Source organism: Kingella pumchi, assembly GCF_022288825.1.
In the GTDB taxonomy this organism is placed as follows: domain Bacteria; phylum Pseudomonadota; class Gammaproteobacteria; order Burkholderiales; family Neisseriaceae; genus Kingella_D; species Kingella_D pumchi.
The window spans coordinates 125089-140769 of record NZ_JAKOOW010000001.1 but is presented as its reverse complement, the minus strand read 5'-3'; the positions used below and the strand labels follow the sequence as shown (position 1 = coordinate 140769).

The following is a 15681-nucleotide window of genomic DNA, read 5'->3' as shown; positions in this document are numbered from 1 at the left end:
TATTGTTAATAATCCTTAACAATATTTTTTAAATCCATTCAGAATATAAGGATATTGATGCGGCGTTTTTTCAGCTGAAACATACAAAACTTTAAACTTTGCGGCGGGCGAATTTAAAGACGCGGTTTGGCCGGTGGCAAAGCATTGCTCCGCTTTTCGGTCGTCTGTTTTTTCAGGCTGCCTGAATGCGCTGTTTTGGCGGCTCAAAAGCAGCCTGAAAAGCATGGCAACGGGCGGGTTCGGGCGGCGGTGGGCAAAAAATGCTATGATGCGCCCTTTTCAACGCCACCGGAAAACCGTATGAAAACCGCCCGTTTCGCCGCCTGCGGCCTGCTGGTCGCCCTTGCCGCCCTGAGCGCCTGCTCGTCCGACAAACACGACGACGAGGGCGGCCAGCCGATTGCCGCCGTCCCGGGCACCGAGAGCGCGGATACCGCGTTTGCGCTGCCGCCGGCGCGCGCGCTGGAAAATCCGAGCCAGACACTCAACGATTTTGCCCGGCTGGAGAGCGTGCTGGCGGTGGTTAAAAACGGCGACGACATGGCGGCGCAGCAGTTTTTGGCGCAGCAGAACCAAAGCGCGATGGGTGAGAGCGTGCGCAACGAATGGCTGAAAAGTCTCGGCCGCCGCGGTATGGCGCAGGAATTTCAAACGCAGCTGAAGCTGCTGCCGGCCGACGGCCGCAGTCAGGAAGTGCAATGCTACGCCAAGCTGACTTCCGGCCAGTTGGGCGATGATGCCGCCGTCCGCGACTGGCAGCAGGATACCGGCAAGCTGCCGGCCGGCTGCAATGCGCTGCTGGAAACGCAGGCTGCCCGCGGCGCCTATCCTGCGGCTGCGGCATGGCGGCGGGTGCGCGGCCTGCTGGCGGCGGGGCAGACCACCAATGCCGGCAAACTGGCGGCCGCGCTCGGCAGCCCGCTCGACGGCGGCAGCGGGCAGGGCGCGCAGGAAAACCTGCTGCGCGACATTATCAGTCCCAACGCCCAGAAAAATCCGACCGCCGCCGCCGCCCGTTTGGAAGCCCTGGCAGGCAGCCTGAATGCCGAGCAGCAGTCGTTTGCTTGGGGCGTACTCGGCACCGCGCAGGCGAAAAACCAGAATATGGCGGCGGCGCTGGCCTACTACCAAAAAGCCGCGCAGCCGGCGCAGTTCGGCAGCGAGCAGCTCGAATGGGCGGTGCGCGCCGCGCTGCGCCTGCAGCGTTGGGACGAAGTCGCCCGCTTTATCGGCCATATGCCGCAGAGTCTGCAGAACGATCCGGCGTGGCGCTACTGGCTCGGCCGCAGCCTGGCGGCGCAGGGCAATGCCGCGCAGGCGCAAAACCATTACCGCGCCGCCGCTGCCAGCGGCCGAAATTTCTACGCGCTGCTGGCGGCCGAAGAGCTGGGGCAGCGTGCCGACGCCCGCAACAATGTGGCCGACGCCCAGCCGGCGCAGGTGGCGGCGGTGGCCAAAGACGGCGCCATCCAGCGCGCGCTGACGCTGTTTCGCAGCAGCCAGCAAGGCGGCAACTGGAAAATGCGCCGGCAGGCACAAAACGAATGGCGCTACGCCGTGCGCAGTTTCGACGAACCGGCGCAGCTGGCGGCAGCGCAGCTGGCGTTTGACAACCAGTTTTACGAAATGGCGGTATACAGCGCCGACCGCACCAACCGCCTGCTCAACTACAAGCTGCGCTATATCTCGCCCTTCAGCGATCTGGTGCGGCCGCACGCCGCTGCCGTCGGCCTGGATCCGGCCTGGGTCTATGGCCTGATCCGGCAGGAGAGCCGCTTTGTGATCGGCGCCCAGTCGGGCGTCGGTGCGCAGGGGCTGATGCAGGTGATGCCGGCCACCGCGCAGGTCATCGCCCGCCAGACCGGCATGTCCGACAGCGAGCTCTACACCATGTCCGGCAACATCCGTATGGGCACCTGGTATCTGTCCGACATCCGTGGCAAGCTGCAAAACAGCGACGTGCTCGCCACCGCCGGCTACAACGCCGGCCCCGGTCGCGCCCGCAAATGGCAGGCCGCCGGCAGCTTGGAAGGTGCGGTTTACGCCGAAACCATCCCCTTTAACGAAACCCGCGACTACGTGAAAAAAGTGATGGCCAACGCCGTTTATTACGCCGCGCTCTTTGGCAGCGGCAACACTTCGCTCAAGCAGCGCATGGGCCGCGTACCCGGCCGCCAATAGCCGCCGCGTAGATTTTCAGGCTGCCTGCAAGATGAATGTTTGCAGGCAGCCTGAAAGTTTTGGGGTAGACGGATACTGTCGCCGATATTGGTATCAAAACTGAAAAAGCAGCCTGAAAACCTTAAAACGGTTTTCAGGCTGCTTTTGTGCGGCTGGTGTTTTCAGGCAGCCTGAAAATCGGCTGCTGCGCGCAAGCGCCGCACAGCGGCGGCGATGTCATCGGCTTGGGTAATGGCGGAAATTACGGCGATGCCGTCGGCGCCGGCGCGGTAAACCTCTGCCGCGTTGGCGGTATCGATGCCGCCGATGGCAACCAGCGGGCGGTCGATGCCGGCGGCACGCGCCGCGCGGATGGCGGAGGTGCCCAGCGGCGCGGCGGCGTCGGCTTTGGAACGGGTGGCGAAAATCGGGCCGAGGGCAAGATAGGCCAGGCCGTCTTCCTGCCGGCTGCGTTCGAGTTCGGCCGGGCTGTGGTGCGAGAGACCGAGATGCAGGCGGCCGCGGCACAGGGTGAGCGCCTGCGCCAGCGGCATATCGCCCTGGCCGATGTGTACGCCGTCCGCGCTGGTTTCGAGGGCAAGCGGCACATCGTCGTTGATAAAAAACGGCACACCGTGGTATCGGCAGAGGTCGCGGCAGCGGACGGCAAGCTGCGTGCGCCGCACCGTATCCTGCAGGGCGCCGGCGCCTTTTTCGCGGAACTGGTAGCAGGTAATGCCCGCCTGCAGCGCGCTTGTCAGCACGGCGAGCAGACGCGCTTCCGGGCTTGTCTGTGGCAGATGCTGGCAATCCTGCGTGCCGGCGACAAGGTAGAGGCGAAGGCTGTGGCGCTCAAACATCATCGCCTCCGCCCGCCCAATGGTTCACCGGGCCGTGGCCATGCCCGATATTAAGCGGGCTGGCGATGGCGGCGCTGATATAGGCCTTGCTGCTGCGGATGGCGTCTGCCATTGCCGCGCCTTTTGCCAGTTCGGCGGTGATGCAGGCAGAGAAGGTGCAGCCGGTGCCGTGCGTGTGCGGCGTCGCGCAGCGCGGGCTGTCGAGGGTAAAGGTCTCGTCTGCGAGGAAAACCCAGTCGCGGCAGATGGCGCTGCCGCTCTCCTGCCAGTGGCCGCCCTTGATGACCACGCCTTTGGCGCCGAGCGCAAGCAGGCTGGCGGCAGCGCGGGCGACGTCCGCCTCGCTGCGGATGGCTTGTCCGCTGAGCAGTTCCGCTTCGGGCAGGTTGGGGGTAACAAGGTCGGCGCGCGGCAACAAATGTGTTTTCAGCGCGGCAATGGCGTCGTTTTGCAAGAGCGGCGCGCCGCCTTTGGCGACCATCACCGGGTCAAGCACCAGCGCGCCGAAGCGGCAGGTGCGCAGGCAGTCGGCGACGCAGGCAATCATTTCCGTCGTGCCGAGCATGCCGATTTTGTGGGCGGCGATGTCAAAGTCTGCGGCAATGGCGGCGAGTTGCGCGCGCACGCTGGCAACACTTGCCATTTCGATATGGGCGACGCCGCGCGTGTTTTGCGCGGTGATGGCGGTTAAGACGCTGGTGGCGAAAACGCCGCGCATTTGCATGGTTTTGATGTCGGCCTGGATGCCGGCGCCACCGCCGCTGTCTGAACCGGCAATGGTTAAGGCTTGCGGGAAAGGCATGGCTATTCTCCCGTTTCGATACGGATGGCGGCGGCGACCTCTGCCGCGCTGATGGCAGCGAGAGCGTCGATGAATCTCGCGGCGAAACTGCCGCTTTGGCTGGGCGCAAGACCGGCGGCGGCTTGCTCACCGGCGATGGCGTAGCTGGCGCAGGCTTCGCAGGCAGCCTGAAAACGTTCATTTGCCGACGTGACGGCGAGGAAGGCGGCGAGTACCGCGCTGAGCAGGCAACCGCTGGCGGTGATGCGCAGCAACAGCGGCGTGCCGTTGGCAAGCACGGCGAGGCGCTTGCCGTCGCTAATGTAATCGCGCGCGCCGCTCAAAACGGCAAGGCAGCGGTAGCGCGTAGCCACTTGCCGCGCGATGGCGGCAAGGTCGCCACTGCCCTCGCCTGCATCGACGCCGCTTGCCTGCCACGGCACATCGGCGAGATACGCCAGCTCTGCAGCGTTGCCACGAATGGCAGCAAATTGCAGACGCGCCAACAGCTTGGCAACAATCTCCCGCCGGTAGGCGCTTGCGCTGACCGCAACCGGGTCCAGCACGACCGGCACAGCGGCGCGGTTCGCCGCCTCGCCGGCAAGCAGCATCGCCTCAACCTGCGCATCGGTCGGCATGCCGATGTTCAGCACCAGCGCCGCGCTGTGAGCGGCAAGCTCTGCCACTTCCGCCGGGCTGTTGGCCATGAGCGGCGAAGCGCCCAGCGCAAGCAGGCCGTTGGCAGAAAAATGGGCGGCTACGGTGCTGGTGATGCTGTGCACCAGCGGGCGTTTTGCGCGGACGGCGTCCAGATAGTGAATGTGCATAAGATTCTCCGTTTGCCGTGAACCGCTGGCGGCAAACGAAAACGCACCACAAGCGCCCGAAGGCGGCTATTGCGGTGCGTGTTTCTGCGTTCGTTCATTAGTTTCCTACGCCAGTGCTAACTGAATCAGGTTCACGGGTATGTTCTCAGCCGCATGATGCGGCACCCCGACTAAAAGTCGCGCGCAGTTTAGCGCAGGGCGCTGCGGCCGGCAAGCCGCAGGAGCGGAAAGATTTTCAGGCTGCCTTTGGGTTTTAGGGCAGCCTGAAAACGAAATAATGCGGTTTGTTTGAAAAAAGGCGGATATCCGCTTTCAGGCAGCCTGAAAGCGGCCTTGGGGACTTTCAGGCTGCTTATGCAAGCAGCCTGAAAGGGGTTTACGCACCTTTGCCCAGCCGTTGCAGGCGGTAGCTGCCGTTGAGGACGTTTTGCCACCAGTCGCGGTTTTCCAGATACCAGGCGACGGTTTTGCGGATGCCGGTGTCGAAGGTTTCCTGCGGCTGCCAGCCGAGTTCGCGGCCGATTTTGGCGGCGTCGATGGCGTAACGGGCGTCGTGGCCGGGGCGGTCTTTGACGAAGGTGATGAGATCTTCGTATTTCGCCACGCCGGCGGGTTTTTCGGGCGCGAGTTCTTCGAGCAGGGCGCAGACGGTGCGTACGACTTCGAGATTGGTTTTTTCGTTGTGACCGCCGATGTTGTAGGTTTCGCCAACTTTTCCTTGGGTAACAACCTGATACAGGGCGCGGGCATGGTCTTCGACATACAGCCAGTCACGGATTTGGCTGCCGTCGCCGTACACGGGCAGGGGTTTGCCGGAGAGGGCGTTGAGGATGATGTGGGGGATGAGTTTTTCGGGGAAGTGGCAGGGGCCGTAGTTGTTGGAGCAGTTGGTGATGAGAGTGGGCAGGCCGTAGGTGCGCTGCCAGGCGCGCACGAGATGGTCGCTGGACGCTTTGCTGGCGGAGTAGGGGCTGGACGGGGCGTAGGGGGTGGTTTCGGTGAAGAGGTCGCTTGTGCCGTGCAGGTCGCCATAGACTTCGTCGGTGGAGATGTGGTGGAAGCGGAAGGCGGCTTTTTGCGCGTCGTTCAGGCTGCCCCAATAGGCGCGGGCGGCTTCGAGCAGGGTGAAGGTGCCGACGATATTGGTGTGGATAAATTCGCCTGCGCTGTCGATGCTGCGGTCAACATGGCTTTCGGCGGCCAGGTGCATCACGGCGCGGGGTTGGTGTTTGGCGAAGATGCGCTCGAGCGCGGCGCGGTCGCAGATATCGGCCTGCTCGAAGGTGTAGCGCGGGTTGCTGACCACGGCGGCAAGCGATTGCAGGTTGCCGGCGTAGGTGAGTTTGTCGAGATTAACGACGCGCTCGTCGGTGTTTTGGATCAGGTGGCGGATAAGGGCGGAGCCGATAAAGCCGGCGCCGCCGGTGATGAGAAGGGTCATGGGGATTTCCTGTGTTTTCGGGTAGATGGGCTTTCAGACGGCCTAGCGGTAGTTTGTGTAGTGGACGGCGTTTTCGCTCGGGCGGGGTTTGGACTTTTTGCGGTAGCTGAATTTCAGGCTGCTAAAGAACACGAGGGTGCGTTTGTCGCCGTCTTTGATGCGTTTGAACAGCAGGTGTTTGCAGCGTTTATACCAAGAGATACGCTTGTTTTTTTCGGTGGCGGCCTGCTTTAAGGCAGTCTGAACTTTTTCGTGCAGCAGTGTGGAGGCGGCAACCGGATTCATCGCCAGTATGTCGATGCTTTTTTCGATGCCGAGCAGGCCGATGGCGTTTACCATCCAGTCGATCAGCATATCGGGCAGGGGGCGTTCGGGCCAGTATTTGCCCAGATATTCGGTAACGATTTTGATTTGTCGGCCGAGATTTTTGTGCACGTTGTTGTCGTGCAGGCGGTAAAAGCAGGCGTTTTCTTTGGTCAGGACGAAATCTTCGCTGCGCTCTGCGAGCATATGGCGGAATATTTTGGTGCGCAGCACAAGGTCGTCGCCGGTTTGGTTTTCGTCAAAACCGCCGACTGCGTCGAGCAGGCTTTTGCGAAAGAGGCAGCCTTGGATGTAGAAACCGCCGAAGTGGCTGTATTCCAAGTCCAGCAGCGCGGCAACGGTGGGGGCTTCCATATCGTGTGCGGGCGGGCTGGTGAAATTGCCGCTGATAAAGCCCTGGTCGTTGATGCTGACCATTTTGGTGGCGGCGTTGAACAGCAGCTTGGGATTATCGGCCATGGACTGTATCTGCTTTAAGACGACGGGCGGATTGAAAACGTCGTCCATGGCGATAAAGGCGATCAGCTCGCCTTGTGCCTGACGCAGGGCGGTATTGAAGTTTTTGCCGACATTGCCGGTATTTTCCTGGCCGATAACGGTCATTTTCAGCGGAATTTCCGCTGCCAGCCGGTTTAATAATTCAACGCTGTTATCTTGCGAGCCGTCGTCCACGGCGATGATTTCGATGTTCGGGTAGTCGATGGCGCAGATGGAGCGGACGTTTTCTTCGAGAAAACGGGCGTGTTTGTAGCCCAGACAGCAGACGGAGAGCAGGGGCAGGGTGGGGTTATTTCCAGTCATTGAGGGCTCGGATAACGGTATCGGTTTCGGCATCGGTCAGTACGGGGCTCATCGGCAGGGACAAGACGCGCTCGTGCAGGGATTCGGTAATCGGCAGGGAAAGATGGTTCAAGTGCCGGTAGGCCTGTTGTTTGTGCGGCGCAATCGGGTAGTGCACCAGGGTTTGGATGCCGTTTTGCTGCAGATATTCCTGCAATGCGGTGCGCCGGTCGCTTTGGATAACAAACAGATGCCAGACGTGCGTTTGGGGTGCGGATACCTGCGGCAGCACGATACGCGGGTTGCGGATTTCGGAAAGATAGCGGGTGGCGATTTGCCGGCGCCGTTCGGTTTCCCGATCGAGATAAGCAAGTTTGACCGACAAGATGGCAGCCTGAATTTCGTCCAAGCGGCTGTTGGTGCCGCTGTAGAGGTTTTCGTATTTGCGGTGCGAGCCGTAATTACGCAGGGCGCGCAGCATTTGTGCCAGTTGGTCGTCGTTGGTGGTGATGGCGCCGCCGTCGCCCAGCGCACCGAGATTTTTGCCGGGATAAAAACTAAAACCCGCCGCATCGCCCCAAGCACCAGCTTTTTTGTCGTTTGACTCCGCGCCGTGTGCTTGGGCGGCGTCTTCCAGCACCAGCAGGCCGTGTTGCTTGGCAAAGGCGCAGATGGCGGGCATATCGGCCAACTGGCCGTAGAGATGAACGGGCAGGACGGCTTTGGTTTTGTCTGTCAGTACAGCCTGCATTTTGGCGGGATCAAGATTGAAGGTTTCGGGATTCGGCTCAACCAGCACCGGCGTTAGCCGGTTGGCGGTAATGGCGAGTATCGAAGCGATATAGGTGTTTGCCGGAACAATGACTTCGTCGCCGTCTTTCAGGCTGCCTGCTTCTTTCCACGCCCGCAAAACCAAAATCAGTGCATCCAGGCCGTTGGCCACGCCGACAGCGTGCTTCACGCCGCAATAGGTGGCGAATTTCCGTTCAAATTCCGCCAATTCGCTGCCGCAGATATACCAGCCGCTGTCAATCACGCGGCTGCAGGCTGCTTTGATCTCATCGGCGTATTGCGCGTTGATTTTCTGCAAATCCAAAAACGGAATCACTTGCTATCTCCTAGTAAAAAATTTCTATACTTTTCTTTGTTTTTTAAGTGAGATTCTTTGCTAAGCTTATAGTATATATTTAGATTATCTTCCCTAGTTTTTACAGCTCCCATTTTTATATGGAAAGAATTAACTTTCACATTGTTTTTTCGTACGTCAAAGTGACTTTGTTCAAAATTTAAGTAATCAAACCCTATATTATATATTAATAATGCGCTTTCTAATGCTGAGCTTGCTGTTTTATTTTCATTCAAAATCCAACTTCCCCAACAGAAAGAAGAAGGTTTTTGAAAATCGTAAATTCTAATTGTACCAATAGGTTGGTTGTTATCTTTTCTACTGATAATAAAATAAAACTCTTGATTTTGTGCTTCTCGATATTTGTATTGCTCTAACCATTCCAGTTGCGATTCTATGCTGTTTTCTGATTTAGATAAAAAGAGATTTAGTTTTTTTTTGTTACGTAATCCACAGATAAACGCCGCATCATTAATTTCGACCAGTCTTAGAAACACTGTACGCGCAGGTAAAATAGTTGGGAAGTTTGTCATATCAATTTTTCACTCGTTTAATGAATTCGTCGTAATCGCGGATGTAGTCTTCTTCATCGTAGAGGCTGTCTGCCAGCACCATCAGCACGCAGTCTTCTGAAAAATCGTACATTTCCCGCCATACGAAAGATTCTATTAACAAACCTTGCGCCGGATTGTCCAGTAATACGCTGACTTTTTCTTTGCCGTCGTCCAACAGAAAACGGCACGAACCGCGTACGGCCACCACCACCTGCTTGAGCTTTTTATGAGCATGAAAGCCGCGGCGTACGCCTGTTTTGGTGTCGAACAGGTAGTAAACCCGTTTGATTTCAAACGGAATGTTTTTGCCCTCTTCAAGGGCAATCAGCGAACCGCGCTCGTCGCCGTGGGTTTGCAGGTGTATAAGATTTGTTTTCATAGTCGGACAGTTAATCATTGCGGGATTGTTGGGGCGGAAGATGCGGCAGACCGATTGCCTGATGCGGCTCGATATCAAACGCCCAGCGTATCCAGTTGCCGAAGCTGTATTTCTGCTTCAATGCTTCGGGCGGCGGCGAGTAGGGGTGTTGTAAAAAGGCTTTGAGTTCTTCGGTGTTACCGCCACTCCAGACAAAAATGTTGTCGGGATGGTAGAAGTCGTAGTGGACGACGGTGGGGTTGGTGGTAATCAGTTTTTTACCGTAGCCCAGCGCTTCGAAAACGCGCAGGGAGAGGCCGTGGTGTTTGGTGTGGAGAAAATCGACGAGAACGCCGGCTTTGCGTGCGGCCAGCAGGTTGTCGCGGTAGGGCAGCGCGTCGGCGGAAGAGAGATAGCGTACGCCGGGCAAAGCCAGTTCCTGTTCGGCCTCTTGGGGGTTTTTCGATACGATGCGAAAGTCGGTCGGCAGGCCGATTGATTCGGCGGCAAGGTAAAACGCGCGGATGTCGGCGATGCGCTCTTTATGGTGCGAGCCGATAAAAAACAGGCTGCCGTCGTTTTGTTCCTCCTGCAGGTAGCAGTCGAACCAGAAGCTGGTGGCGGGGATGAGTTTGTCAGCGTATTCGGGGCGGCGGCCGATATCGTAGGGGTCGAAAAACATGAATTTGTCGAAGAATTTGATTTTGTAGAACTCGTGTTCGAGAAATTCCAATGTTTCCCAGTTGTAGTGCACCATCAGGCGGCTTTTGTCGCGCAGGGTCTGCATAAAGCTGCTGGGGAAAACGCCCGGCCAGATCATAAAGCAGTAGTCGGCCTGTCCTTCGATTTGGTCGAGTTTGGCGGTGAAATCGGCAAGATAGGGCTGGAACAGCTGCTCTTTTTTGTATTCGCGTTGGCGCAATAGATTGCGGTAAAACAGTTTTTTCAGCCGCTGCCAGATATTGGCGTAGGTGAATTTTCCTTCTTCGTAGATCAGCTCGGTCACTTCAAAACCGTGAAAACGCAGGTTTTCGGCAATAACTTGGTGGATGCCGAAAATGGGCGGCATGGCAAGGATGACGGTTTTGGCTTTCATGGCGGTGTCGGCGTGATGGAAGGGCGGCATTGTATGTGATTCGTTGTCTGCGGGGTAGGGTTGATAATTACCGTTTTGGCAGCCTTGCCAAACTCACGCGGCGGGCAGACTGATTTTGATGTGCGGTTCAATGTCCAACACATAGCGCACCCAGTTGCCGAAGCTGTATTTTTGGTAGATTTCCTGCGGCAGTTCGTGATACGGCCGCGCGATGAACGCTTGCAGGCCGTCGAGGCTGCCGCCGCGCCAGATAAAAATGTTGTCGGGGTGGTAGAAATCGTATTTTTCGATTTCGGCGTTGGTGGTAATCAGTTTTTTGCGGTAGCCGAGGGCTTCAAAGGTGCGCAGCGACAGGCCGCTGTGGGTGCTGATAACGAAATCGACCAACACGCTGCTGCGGCGGGCGCGCTCAAGGTTGTCGGCAAAGGGGACATCGTCGGCAAAGTAAACGCCGTCAAAGGGGTAATCCTGCGCGGCTTCGGGCTGGTTTGGGTTGACGATGTGAAAATCGAGCTGCCAGCCGGCCTGCTGCGTGTATCGGCAAAAGCGGCGGATGTCGTCGAGGCGGTCGGCGCGGTGCGAGCCGACAAAGTAAAACCGTGGCGCGGCGGGATTGTAGGGCGCAAGGCCGCTTAGGTCGTGGTCGAAATAAAAACTGGTGGCGGGCAGCAGGCGGGAATCGGCGCGGATGTCGGCGGGGTCAAACGCATAATAGCGGTCAAACAGGCCGATTTGCGCTTGGGCGGCGGCAAAGCGTGCCACGCCGTCCCATTGGTAGTTCACCATCACGCGGCTGCGGCGGCGTACTTCGCGCAAAAAGCTGTCGGGGTAAATATCGGAGCGGATAAACAGCGCGTAATCAAACTGCGGATGCGCGTTCCATGCCGTCTGAACTTGGCGGCGTTTGAGTTCGATCATCAGCTCTTTTTTGGCTTGGCGGTTGCCCAGCGTTTTTTTGAGCAACACGGCCAGACGCGAGCGCAGGTTCGGATAGCGGAAATCGAGCGAATCAAGGGCGAAGTTGACCACCTCGAAGCCGTGGTATTCGAGGCAGGCGGCCACGGTGCGCGACATGGCGGCATCATTAATCATGCCCAGCAATACGGTGGGTTTGCCCATTCAGACGGCCTCCTGCGCGGTAAAACGTGCCAGCGGCGCGGCCAGCATTTCGGGCGCGATTTCGTCGATATGCGCTTCAAAGCGCACAATCTCGGCGCGCGGCGAATTGGGATGCCAGTTGGCGAAATTCTGCGCGTCGTTTTGATACAGGCCGATGATGTTTTTATCCAAACCGGCGGCGATGTGAATCAGCGCGGTATCGGGCGAAATCACGGTGTGCGCGTGGCGGATGAGTTCGGCGGAATCCTGCACCGACGCGGTGTCGGCGTAGAGAAAACAGTTGCCCCGCCCTTCAATCAGGCGCGACAGCAGCGGAGTGGCATCAGGATAAGTAAGCAGTACAAAGCGCGTATCGGGAAAATGCGCGGCAAAATAATCGAGCATTTCGCGGATACGCGCTTCGCTGAAACGGCGGCGGTTGGCCGCGCCGAAAAAATTTACCGCCACATAATTGCCCAGCACGTTTTGCCGCAAAAACGCGCCCACGGCGGCGGCGCTTTCAGGCTGCTCGGGCAAATCGTAGCGCGTATCCGCATCGTGAAAGCCGCAAAGCTGCAAAGCCTCGCGGTAGATTTCGCTGAAATGCTGGCTGCGGTTGGCGATATTCAGGTTGAAGATTTTGTAGCCGGCTTTGTCAAAACCGATGTTGTAAGGCGCATTGATGCTGCGGATGAGCACCAAATCGCGGTTGCGCACCAATACGGTGGGATCGATAACGACATCATATTGCCCTGCAATCGAGCGGCCGGTTTCCCGATACGAGCGACTGCTTTTGGCTTGGACAATATGCACCGCGTCGATATGCGGATTGGCGTCAAACAGGCTGCGGTTGGCCTCGGTGCAGACCACGCCGATGTGGATGTGCGGCGCGGCTTTTTTGATTTCGCGAAAGGCAAACGAGCTGACGATGTAGTCGCCGATTTTGCCGTCTTGGCGCAAAAACAGAATACCGCCGATATTCTCCGGTGCAAGCGGCTTTTCAGACGGCACCGGCGCACGGTCGAGCCACGCCTTGCCCGCACGGATGCGCAGCGTTTGCAGGCGTTTTTTGATGGCTTTGAACAGGGTTTTTGCGCTCATTGTTTGGGGGTCTTTTTCGGGTGGACGGCCTGTGTACTCCGTCATTCCCGCGCAGGCGGGAATCTTTTTCGGCTGCTGCGAGTGGTTTTATCCGCCGTTGCCCGTGGTTCGGAGCAGATTCCCACCTGCGCGGGAATGACGGCGGTTGGGGTTTCAGGCTGTCTTGAGGCCGTCTGAAAAGGCAGCCTGAAACGCGTTCATACCCATTTCAACAGGTAGGTTGGGTTGCCAAACCCAACATTTGGCAAGAGATTTAATCATGTTGTTGGGTCGCGACCCAACCTACCCGCTACCCGCTGGATTTACTGTTTCAGACGGACTTTTACCGAATCGTTTTGCTGTAAATATATTGCAGCCCCTTTGTGCCCATAAAGGTTCGCCCCGTATCGGCAAATCCGCAGCTTTGGTACAGGCCGATGGCGGCGCGGTTGGCGTGGTGTACGCCGAACACGATTTCGTCGCAGTCGGGCAATATGCTGCGGATGAGCGGCGCCAATTTATCGTCAGCCAGCGTCGCGCGGGCGCAGCCTTGACCCTGATATGCGGGGTTGACCGACATCGAGCGCAGCAATACGGCGCGGGGGTTGGCGCTGTAAGTAAGGCGGTCGCTGCCTTTATCAAGGATGAAAAATCCGATGGGGCGGTTTTGGCACAAAATGGTTACGGCCAAACAGTCGGGCGCGGCGAACCGGCCGTTTTGCAGCCGCTCTTGGGGCGAAACCGAGTATTGTGCTTGCTCTCCGTGCAGACGGTAGTCCAAATCGGCGGCGTGTGCGGGGTCGTACGGCACAAGGGTAACGGTTTGGGGCATGGCGTGTTTTCCTGTTTGGCGGGCACTTGGCTTGTTTTCAGGCTGCTTTGAGGCCGTTTGAAAGCAAGGTGTCGGATACAAGTATCCGACTTGCGGCTGTTGCAATAAAGGCAGCCTGAAAACCGCAAAAGCCGTTTTCAGGCTGCCTTTTGTTTACTCCCCAAGCAGCGCAATGTCCGCCACGGCGTTCATCTGCTGCGACAACTGGTTGAGCAGGTTCAGGCGGTTTTGTTTTACGGCGGCATCGTCGGCCATCACCATCACGCCGTCGAAGAAGGCATCGACCTGCGGTTTGACGGCGGCCAGTTCCGACAAGGCCGTCTGAAAGTCCTGATGCGCCAGCGCGGCTTCGATTTTGGGCTGCATCGCCTGCGCGGCGGCATAAAGGGCGCGTTCTTCGTCTTGCTGCAACAGGGCTTCGTTTACCGCGCCCAATTCGGCATCGGCCTTTTTGAGCAGGTTTTGCACGCGCTTGTTGGCGGCGGCGAGCGCGGCGGCTTCGGGCAGGGCTTTGAAGGCGGCGACGGCGTCGAGCCTGGCGGCTAAATCGTTCAGACGGCCGGGGCGTTTGGCCAGTACGGCGGCCACAATATCCTGCGGATAATCGTTTTGCAGCAATACGGCCAGCCGCGCCTGCATAAAGTCGGCCACTTCGGCGGGGGTTTTGTCGTTTAACAAGCCTTGCGGGAAGCTCGCAAAGGCCGTCTGAATCAGGTCGTTTACGTCCAAGCCGTGCTGCATCAGCATGCGCAAAATGCCCAGCGCGGCGCGGCGCAGGGCGTAGGGGTCTTTGTCGCCGGTGGGAATCAGGCCGATGCCCCAGATGCCGACCAGGGTTTCGAGTTTGTCGGCCAGCGCAACGGCGGTGGCAACAGGGCTTTCGGGCAGCGCGTCGCCGGCAAAACGCGGGCGGTAGTGCTGCTCGATGGCATCGGCGATGGCGGCGTTTTCGCCATCGAGGCGGGCGTAGTATTTGCCCATCGTGCCTTGCAGCTCGGGGAACTCGCCCACCATTTCGGTAACGAGGTCGGCTTTGGCCAAGCGGGCGGCGCGTTCGGCTTGGGCGCGGTCTGCCCCCAGCGCGGCGGCGGTGTGGGCGGCGATGCTTTGCAGCCGCTCGATGCGTTCGGCCTGCGAGCCGATTTTGTTGTGGTACACCACGTTTGCCAGCTTGGGCAGGCGGCTTTCCAGCGTGTTTTTCTGGTCTTGTTTGTAGAAAAATTCGGCGTCAGACAGGCGCGCGCGCAAAACGCGTTCGTTGCCGTGGATGATGTGCGAAGGGTCAGCGGCTTCAAGGTTGGATACCAGCAAAAAGCGGTTCATCAAGCGGCCGTTTGCGTCCAAAAGCGGGAAGTATTTTTGGTTTTGCTGCATGGTGAGAATCAGGCATTCTTGCGGCACTTCCAAAAAATGCGCTTCAAAACCGGCTTCGAGTACCACCGGCCATTCCACCAGCGCGGCCACTTCGTCCAGTAGGGCTTCGTCGGCGGCCACTGTGGCATTCAGACGGCCTGCGTGTTGGTTTAAGGCCGTCTGAATCGCGGCTTTGCGGGTAGTGAATGAGGCGATGACCTTGCCCTGCTCGCGCATTTGCTCGGCGTAGGAATCGGCGTTTTCAATGGTAATCAGGCCGTCTGAAAGGAAGCGGTGTCCCAAAGTGGTATTGCCGCTTTGCAAACCCAATACATTGGCGGGCACGACGTTTGCGCCGTGCAGAATCACCAGGCCGTGTACGGGGCGCACGAAAGTGTGCGTGCTGCTGCCCCAGCGCATTACTTTGGGAATCGGCAGCTTTTTCACCGCCTGATTGATGATGTCTTCGAGCAATTCGGAGAGCGGCTTGCCTGCTTGGGTGAACTCGTGGGCGTATACGTCCTGCTTGCCGTCGTGGATGATTTTCAGGCTGCCGATGTCGGCGCCGAAGGAGCGGGCGAAGCCTTCGAGCGCTTTGGTGGGCGCACCGTCTTTCATCGCGTTGGCGACGGCTGGGCCTTTTTTGACAACGTGCTGGTCATTCTGCACGGCTTTGACGTTTGACACCTGCACGGCCAAACGGCGCGGCGAAGCGTAGGCGGTGTATTGTGCATTACCCTGAATCAGCTGCGCTTTTTCCAAGCTTTCGGCCACAGCGGCGGCAAAATGGTTGCCCAGATTGTTGAGGGCTTTGGGCGGGAGTTCTTCGGTGAGGAGTTCGATTAAGAGGGTTTGGGTCATGGGGAATTTCCGAATGGTGGCGGCAGCCTGAAAGCCGGTAGGCGGGCGTTTTGCCGTTTCAGGCTGCCTGAAAAACAGCGGCGGATTATAGCAAAAGACGGCCGCCGGCTGGGCGCTGTTGCGCCGTCGTTTGATTTGCCTGCGCCGGCG

15 protein-coding genes and 1 riboswitch are annotated in these 15681 nt (G+C 58.4%); of the genes, 1 reads left to right on the top strand and 14 read right to left on the bottom strand.

What is annotated here, in order from left to right:
* Window positions 1-15: 15 nt before the first annotated feature.
* Window positions 16-207, bottom strand: a complete 192-nt coding sequence (locus tag MB824_RS00680) for a hypothetical protein (protein ID WP_238744952.1) — start codon at window positions 205-207, stop codon at window positions 16-18.
* 93 nt (window positions 208-300) lie between these two features.
* Between MB824_RS00680 and MB824_RS00675 the strand changes: the two genes are divergently transcribed.
* A complete protein-coding gene (locus tag MB824_RS00675; protein WP_238744950.1) occupies window positions 301-2181 on the top strand; it encodes a lytic transglycosylase domain-containing protein in 1881 nt (626 codons plus the stop codon).
* A gap of 161 nt (window positions 2182-2342) precedes the next feature.
* On the opposite strand, the gene thiE is transcribed toward MB824_RS00675, so the two are convergent.
* From thiE to glyS, 13 genes are all read right to left on the bottom strand, one after another.
* On the bottom strand, window positions 2343-3020 hold the full coding sequence (gene thiE / locus MB824_RS00670; protein WP_238744948.1) for a thiamine phosphate synthase: 678 nt from the start codon (window positions 3018-3020) through the stop codon (window positions 2343-2345).
* Window positions 3013-3828 (bottom strand): bifunctional hydroxymethylpyrimidine kinase/phosphomethylpyrimidine kinase, encoded by an 816-nt coding sequence (gene thiD / locus MB824_RS00665; protein ID WP_238744994.1) that lies wholly within the window; start codon window positions 3826-3828, stop codon window positions 3013-3015. Before thiD ends, thiE begins: the two co-directional genes overlap by 8 nt.
* Window positions 3825-4628 (bottom strand): hydroxyethylthiazole kinase, encoded by an 804-nt coding sequence (gene thiM, locus MB824_RS00660; protein WP_238744945.1) that lies wholly within the window; start codon window positions 4626-4628, stop codon window positions 3825-3827. The genes thiD and thiM overlap by 4 nt, the downstream gene beginning before the upstream one ends.
* 85 nt (window positions 4629-4713) lie before the next feature.
* A riboswitch (TPP riboswitch) is annotated at window positions 4714-4807 on the bottom strand.
* A 197-nt stretch (window positions 4808-5004) separates the two neighbouring features.
* Entirely contained in the window at window positions 5005-6069 is a 1065-nt protein-coding gene (gene rfbB, locus MB824_RS00655; RefSeq protein ID WP_238744943.1) for a dTDP-glucose 4,6-dehydratase, read from the bottom strand.
* 42 nt (window positions 6070-6111) lie between these two features.
* Complete coding sequence (locus MB824_RS00650) at window positions 6112-7194, bottom strand: glycosyltransferase family 2 protein (RefSeq protein WP_238744941.1); 1083 nt, start codon at window positions 7192-7194, stop codon at window positions 6112-6114.
* Window positions 7181-8281: a DegT/DnrJ/EryC1/StrS family aminotransferase gene (locus tag MB824_RS00645; RefSeq protein WP_238744939.1), complete on the bottom strand. Its 1101-nt coding sequence runs from the start codon at window positions 8279-8281 to the stop codon at window positions 7181-7183. Before MB824_RS00645 ends, MB824_RS00650 begins: the two co-directional genes overlap by 14 nt.
* Window positions 8278-8832: a GNAT family N-acetyltransferase gene (locus tag MB824_RS00640; RefSeq protein ID WP_238744936.1), complete on the bottom strand. Its 555-nt coding sequence runs from the start codon at window positions 8830-8832 to the stop codon at window positions 8278-8280. The genes MB824_RS00645 and MB824_RS00640 overlap by 4 nt, the downstream gene beginning before the upstream one ends.
* Window position 8833: 1 nt before the next feature.
* Window positions 8834-9232 (bottom strand): sugar 3,4-ketoisomerase, encoded by a 399-nt coding sequence (locus tag MB824_RS00635; protein WP_238744934.1) that lies wholly within the window; start codon window positions 9230-9232, stop codon window positions 8834-8836.
* 10 nt (window positions 9233-9242) lie between these two features.
* Complete coding sequence (locus MB824_RS00630) at window positions 9243-10337, bottom strand: CgeB family protein (protein WP_238744932.1); 1095 nt, start codon at window positions 10335-10337, stop codon at window positions 9243-9245.
* Window positions 10338-10400: 63 nt separating this feature from the next.
* Window positions 10401-11426, bottom strand: coding sequence for a CgeB family protein (locus MB824_RS00625; protein ID WP_238744930.1), 1026 nt, complete (start codon window positions 11424-11426; stop codon window positions 10401-10403).
* Window positions 11427-12506, bottom strand: a complete 1080-nt coding sequence (locus MB824_RS00620) for a glycosyltransferase family 9 protein (protein ID WP_238744927.1) — start codon at window positions 12504-12506, stop codon at window positions 11427-11429. It abuts the gene before it with no gap.
* A 322-nt stretch (window positions 12507-12828) separates the two neighbouring features.
* Complete coding sequence (locus MB824_RS00615; RefSeq protein WP_238744925.1) at window positions 12829-13317, bottom strand: GNAT family N-acetyltransferase; 489 nt, start codon at window positions 13315-13317, stop codon at window positions 12829-12831.
* A gap of 153 nt (window positions 13318-13470) precedes the next feature.
* Entirely contained in the window at window positions 13471-15531 is a 2061-nt protein-coding gene (gene glyS, locus MB824_RS00610; RefSeq protein ID WP_238744923.1) for a glycine--tRNA ligase subunit beta, read from the bottom strand.
* Between the last annotated feature and the right edge of the window lie 150 nt (window positions 15532-15681).

Coding starts and splice junctions, on each gene's coding strand:
- glyS (WP_238744923.1), bottom strand. CDS start 15,531: ATGACCCAAACCCTCTTAATCGAACTCCTCACCGAAGAACTCCCGCCC.
- MB824_RS00630 (WP_238744932.1), bottom strand. CDS start 10,337: ATGCCGCCCTTCCATCACGCCGACACCGCCATGAAAGCCAAAACCGTC.
- MB824_RS00635 (WP_238744934.1), bottom strand. CDS start 9,232: ATGAAAACAAATCTTATACACCTGCAAACCCACGGCGACGAGCGCGGT.
- MB824_RS00640 (WP_238744936.1), bottom strand. CDS start 8,832: ATGACAAACTTCCCAACTATTTTACCTGCGCGTACAGTGTTTCTAAGA.
- MB824_RS00675 (WP_238744950.1), top strand. CDS start 301: ATGAAAACCGCCCGTTTCGCCGCCTGCGGCCTGCTGGTCGCCCTTGCC.
- MB824_RS00615 (WP_238744925.1), bottom strand. CDS start 13,317: ATGCCCCAAACCGTTACCCTTGTGCCGTACGACCCCGCACACGCCGCC.
- rfbB (WP_238744943.1), bottom strand. CDS start 6,069: ATGACCCTTCTCATCACCGGCGGCGCCGGCTTTATCGGCTCCGCCCTT.
- MB824_RS00620 (WP_238744927.1), bottom strand. CDS start 12,506: ATGAGCGCAAAAACCCTGTTCAAAGCCATCAAAAAACGCCTGCAAACG.
- thiE (WP_238744948.1), bottom strand. CDS start 3,020: ATGTTTGAGCGCCACAGCCTTCGCCTCTACCTTGTCGCCGGCACGCAG.
- MB824_RS00650 (WP_238744941.1), bottom strand. CDS start 7,194: ATGACTGGAAATAACCCCACCCTGCCCCTGCTCTCCGTCTGCTGTCTG.
- thiM (WP_238744945.1), bottom strand. CDS start 4,628: ATGCACATTCACTATCTGGACGCCGTCCGCGCAAAACGCCCGCTGGTG.
- MB824_RS00625 (WP_238744930.1), bottom strand. CDS start 11,426: ATGGGCAAACCCACCGTATTGCTGGGCATGATTAATGATGCCGCCATG.